Source organism: Thalassospira sp. UBA848, assembly GCF_002295455.1.
Classification (GTDB): Bacteria; Pseudomonadota; Alphaproteobacteria; order Rhodospirillales; family Thalassospiraceae; genus Thalassospira.
Genome location: NZ_DBGS01000120.1, coordinates 1 through 4,602 on the forward strand (window position 1 = coordinate 1; position 4,602 = coordinate 4,602).

Consider the following 4,602-nt stretch of genomic DNA (forward strand, 5'->3'; position numbering starts at 1 on the left):
GTTCCGCCGGTATCGCTTGCCCAGCTTGCCCCGGGGGCCTATTTCCTGACCCGGCCGAGCATCTTCCACTATAACGCCACCCGTGAAGAGCTACTGGCCAGTGCCGGTGAGCTGTTTGACGTGCTGAAATCAGGCATTGTCACCATCGACATCACCGCGACCTACCCGCTTGCCGATGCCGCAAAGGCCCATGACGATCTTGAAAGCCGCAAAACCAACGGTTCGATCGTCTTTACGGTCTGATCGCGTTCGGTACTGCGCTGATATTGATATGGAAATCGAGTTTGAGGCTGGGTTATTTCCCTGCCTCTTTCAGTTCGTTCTGATGGAAAATCCGCACATCGCGCGCGATGGCATCAAAGCGATCCGAAAGGTTGTCACTGACTTCGCGGCATGGGGCGATGACGGCTTCGGCCCAGTCGACATAGGTCAGTATCTGCCTTTCATCCCAGCCAACCGGCGTGTCGGTCAGCATCGCACCGACATTGGCGACCTTGTCGGCCAGGCGCACCAGTTTGGCCCCACTGGTCAGGTTTGGGGCGGTTTCGATCTGCTTTGCCTTGCGCTCGTCACGTGGCAGGGCCTTGTCATCACTGACTTCGAGCACGATATCGGCGATGATGTCGTTAAAGCAGGCGGCGATTTCATCGCGCGTCGCACCGCAATCCTCAATCACATCATGCAGAACGGCGGCACAAAGGATGTCCTCCCCTGTGTGCGGTTCGCATTCGACAATCAGGCGGGAAACCTCGATCGGGTGATTGATATAGGGTTCCTGTGCAGCACCTTTGCGACGCTGGTCGCGATGGGCACGGGCCGCGAAATCAACAGATTTGAGTAGAAGCTGCATAAAGCGCAATACAGTCGTGAACGGAGAGCTCAGAGTCCCACGGCTTTTGCGTGGTTTCAAGCCTTCATGCATCCAACAGCAGTGAAAATTGCGCAAGTGCATGAAAAACAGCGGCAAACAGGATAGACTGACAGCAAAGCCATGACCCGGGAGAGGCAAATAATGTCACAGGAAATGCGCCTGAAACTGACCTTGTGGAATGAAAACGCCGAGACCCCGCTGCATCTGAGCGCCCTTGCCCCCAAGGATGGCTGGCAAAGCGCCCCACCCAACCGGATCGAGGCCGGTGAAACGGTGGTGTGCGAAATCACGGCTGCCAACACACTGGCGATTACGCTCAATTACGGCACGCACCATATCGGCATTCATCTTGATGATGACAGTTTTTCCATCGAGCCGGGCACTGCGCGTGTGGATCGCCAGAAACTTGATGGCGATCTGGCGGAAGTAAGCCTGGCACTATGACCGGGACAAATACGATCCCAAGCCATCAGCGTTTCATGTGAAACACTGCCGCGTTCTGGTCTGGCGTGTCCGGACCGGACACAAAAAACGGGGCCCGTCGTGGGGCCCCGTTTGATTTGGTCGATCCATGTCACAGGCCGTTCAGGCCCGGACGGCATCAGCCATTCATGGAATCGAAGAAGTCGTCGTTGTTCTTGGTGCCCTTGAGCTTGCCAAGCAGGAATTCCATCGCGTCCTGCGAACCCATCGGGTTGAGGATACGACGCAGCACCCACATCTTGGACAGAACGCTCTTGTCGACCAGAAGCTCTTCCTTACGGGTACCCGATTTAAGGATATCAATCGCCGGGAAGATACGTTTGTCAGACAGTTTGCGATCCAGAATAAGCTCGGAGTTACCGGTACCCTTGAATTCTTCAAAGATGACCTCGTCCATACGCGAACCGGTATCGATCAGGGCGGTCGCGATGATGGTCAGAGAGCCACCTTCTTCGATGTTACGGGCCGCACCGAAGAAGCGTTTCGGGCGCTGCAGCGCGTTGGCATCAACACCACCGGTCAGGACCTTGCCCGAGCTCGGAACCACGGTGTTATAGGCGCGCGCCAGTCGGGTGATCGAGTCCAGCAGGATGACAACATCATGCTTGTGTTCGACCAGACGTTTGGCCTTTTCCAGAACCATTTCGGTGACCTGAACGTGGCGCTGGGCCGGTTCATCGAAGGTCGACGAAATGACTTCACCTTTTACCGAACGGTCCATGTCGGTCACTTCTTCCGGGCGTTCGTCAATCAGAAGAACGATCAGATAGGCTTCAGGGTGGTTTTCCTCGATCGCGTGCGCAATGTTTTGCAGCATCACGGTCTTACCGGTACGCGGCGGTGCGACGATCAGGGCACGCTGACCTTTACCAAGCGGAGAGACAAGCTCGATCACGCGGTTGGTGGTGTCCTTGTTCGTGCCTTCCTGATCAATCTCGCGCTCCATATGCAGCGGCTGATCGGGATACAGCGGGGTCAGGTTGTCAAAGTTGACGCGATGACGGACTTTTTCCGGCGCATCGAAGTTGACCTTGTCGACCTTGAGCAGCGCGAAATACCGTTCGCCTTCCTTGGGCGACCGGATCTGGCCTTCGACCGTATCACCGGTACGCAGACCAAAACGCCGCACCTGGCTCGGACTGACATAAATGTCGTCGGGGCCGGCAAGATAGTTTGCCTCGGGGCTGCGCAGGAAACCGAAACCATCAGGCAGTACTTCAAGAACGCCCTGACCAAAGATGGCATGGTCGTTCTCGGCCAACTGCTTGAGAATGGCAAACATCAGCTCCTGCTTGCGGAGCGTGCTGGCATTTTCGATTTCGAGTTCATCAGACAGAGCAAGCAGCTCGGTCGGAGATTTCTTTTTAAGGTCCTGAAGATGCATATGTGCGTTTAATGATCTGTGGTTGCCGAAAGGGCGAAGATTTTATGGAGATAGAAGAGAAGATGTGCGGTTGACCGTCAGGCAAGGCACTCAGGCTTTTGCTGGGGCGTGCGGACGGTTCGAAACCTTGGAGTTGCAAGAAAGGCAGGTATTTTCATGTTTCTGGATCGAAACACCACCGATTGATACCCTTGAAAATCGTAATAGTCAAACCGTGATTCGAAGAAATCACCTATTTTGACCCCCGCGTTGTACAAAAAACACGCTTTTGGCCGGTGATTACCCGGATTTCGATCAACAGTTACGGAAACAAGGCCCCGGGATCGCAACAGATTCACTTAGCCACCGGCATATCACTGGCCCGGCCATGGATATCAAACAAAGCCTGTGCGTCAATCCCTAGGCCGGGCGTTCACGGACGATTTCAAGCATCCGGCCCAGTTGATCATCGCTCAGCCCGGCAATCCGTTCCGACAGCAGATTGGCCAGTTCGGTTGCGGCCGGTTCCAGACCGGCGGTATCAACCGTGACCTTGGGGTGTGAAAGCTGGGCAAGGCGTTTGATGTCATCGACCTCGTCCCAGACCAGATTGAAATAGCCACATATCTGTTGCACCAGACCGGGGCTGGGCCGTCCGCGATGGCCGTGTTCAAGGGCGGACAGATAGGCTGGCGACAGCTGAAGCGCGGTTGCCATATCGGTCAGCGTGACGTTGTTGCGCGCACGGAGTTCCCTGATGCGATTGCCAAAAGGTGTCACGGGCGTCTCCGTTTCAACAAGACATAAAAGGCCCCGGCCCCGCCATGCTGGATCTGGGCCTGATGAATGGCAAGAATGCGGTTGCGCAGGCGCGGGGCGCTCAGCCATTGCGGGGTACGTTCGCGCAAAAGACCGGTACGGCCATACTCATCGGGCCTTGATCCCTTGCCAGTTATTACGAGAACGCAACGTTTTCCGGCCCGCCAGCTGTCTTCGATAAATGCGTTGAGCGCATTATGGGCGACGTCCTGGGTCATGCCATGCAAGTCGATGCGCCCGTCAATGGACATCTTGCCTTTCTGGAATTTTTGGGCGGTTGAGCGATCAATCCCGTCGGTGACACCGGGTTGGAGTTCCGAAAGCTGGCGATTTTTGATCTGTGGTCCACGGTCGGCATTGCGGGCCGATGGCAGATTGCGCGCTGCCCGGCTTTGCTCGGACTGTTCAAGCTTGTCGCCAAGATTGTCGGGCAAGGTGATGGCGGTATCGCTGGTGTGGATGTCGTCATCAGATGCGACCACGTCATCGCCGCCCTTGCGCTTTTTCTTGCGCAAGGGTTTGACGTCACGGGTAAAGACCTCCCACAGGGTCTTTTCATCATCCGTGACGGTGCGGCGTCGCTTATTTGGTTTCTTCTGACTCATCGACCAAGACAATATGCAAGTGGCGCGATCCATGTGCGCCAAGCTGTATCATCTGTTCGATATCACCTGTCCGCAACAGCCCGCTCACCCAAGGAATGTTCGCGGCATATTGCCGTGTCCTTCCTTTTCGCGCAACCGCGCCCGTGGCTCATTTCGGCATCTGGCGACAAACTGTTTGGTAAAAACAGGCAGAACCGGCAATAGCGATCCCCACAAGTCGGGACCTTAGGGACCAATGCCGTTCAAATCGACGCAGCTCACACCGTTATTATCAAGATCAAGCATCGCCTTGAGAAACGAGCTTTCCAGATTGGTCGATAATCCGTTCTGACGCCGGTTTTCGACAAAGAAACCGTTGGTTTTAAAGGTATCGAGCCGGGCCTGGAGTTTTGCGATATCACTGTCTGGCACATCGCCGCTGATCGCGATGTAAAGGTAACAGGTGCGATACGGCAAGGCGC

At 55.5% G+C, this 4,602-nt stretch carries 7 protein-coding genes and 1 pseudogene; 2 read left to right on the forward strand and 6 right to left on the reverse strand.

What is annotated here, in order from left to right; all coding sequences use genetic code 11:
- On the forward strand, positions 1-243 hold a 243-nt coding region (locus tag B2R48_RS16730), incomplete at its 5' end, for a zinc-binding dehydrogenase (protein ID WP_297002738.1).
- Positions 244-295: 52 nt separating this feature from the next.
- On the opposite strand, the gene B2R48_RS16735 is transcribed toward B2R48_RS16730, so the two are convergent.
- Positions 296-910 carry an HD domain-containing protein gene (locus B2R48_RS16735; RefSeq protein ID WP_297002743.1) on the reverse strand — a complete coding sequence of 205 codons (615 nt, stop codon included), beginning with the start codon at positions 908-910 and terminating at the stop codon, positions 296-298.
- Positions 911-1,012: 102 nt separating this feature from the next.
- On the opposite strand from B2R48_RS16735, the gene B2R48_RS16740 reads away from it, so the two are divergent.
- Positions 1,013-1,315 carry a hypothetical protein gene (locus tag B2R48_RS16740; RefSeq protein WP_297002746.1) on the forward strand — a complete coding sequence of 101 codons (303 nt, stop codon included), beginning with the start codon at positions 1,013-1,015 and terminating at the stop codon, positions 1,313-1,315.
- 157 nt (positions 1,316-1,472) lie between these two features.
- Here B2R48_RS16740 and rho read toward each other — a convergent pair whose 3' ends face one another.
- The 5 genes and pseudogenes from rho to B2R48_RS16760 all read right to left on the reverse strand — a co-directional run.
- Entirely contained in the window at positions 1,473-2,738 is a 1,266-nt protein-coding gene (gene rho, locus B2R48_RS16745; protein ID WP_062957066.1) for a transcription termination factor Rho, read from the reverse strand.
- 399 nt (positions 2,739-3,137) lie between these two features.
- Complete coding sequence (locus B2R48_RS16750; RefSeq protein ID WP_062957067.1) at positions 3,138-3,497, reverse strand: helix-turn-helix domain-containing protein; 360 nt, start codon at positions 3,495-3,497, stop codon at positions 3,138-3,140.
- A complete protein-coding gene (locus B2R48_RS16755) occupies positions 3,494-4,141 on the reverse strand; it encodes a Smr/MutS family protein (RefSeq protein WP_213475699.1) in 648 nt (215 codons plus the stop codon). The genes B2R48_RS16750 and B2R48_RS16755 overlap by 4 nt, the downstream gene beginning before the upstream one ends.
- Positions 4,119-4,229 (reverse strand): hypothetical protein, encoded by a 111-nt coding sequence (locus B2R48_RS20330; protein ID WP_348657885.1) that lies wholly within the window; start codon positions 4,227-4,229, stop codon positions 4,119-4,121. Before B2R48_RS20330 ends, B2R48_RS16755 begins: the two co-directional genes overlap by 23 nt.
- A 137-nt stretch (positions 4,230-4,366) precedes the next feature.
- Positions 4,367-4,602: pseudogene (locus B2R48_RS16760) on the reverse strand (ABC transporter substrate-binding protein); the annotation flags it as partial.

Coding starts and splice junctions, on each gene's coding strand:
- B2R48_RS16740 (WP_297002746.1), top strand. CDS start 1,013: ATGTCACAGGAAATGCGCCTGAAACTGACCTTGTGGAATGAAAACGCC.
- rho (WP_062957066.1), bottom strand. CDS start 2,738: ATGCATCTTCAGGACCTTAAAAAGAAATCTCCGACCGAGCTGCTTGCT.
- B2R48_RS16755 (WP_213475699.1), bottom strand. CDS start 4,141: ATGAGTCAGAAGAAACCAAATAAGCGACGCCGCACCGTCACGGATGAT.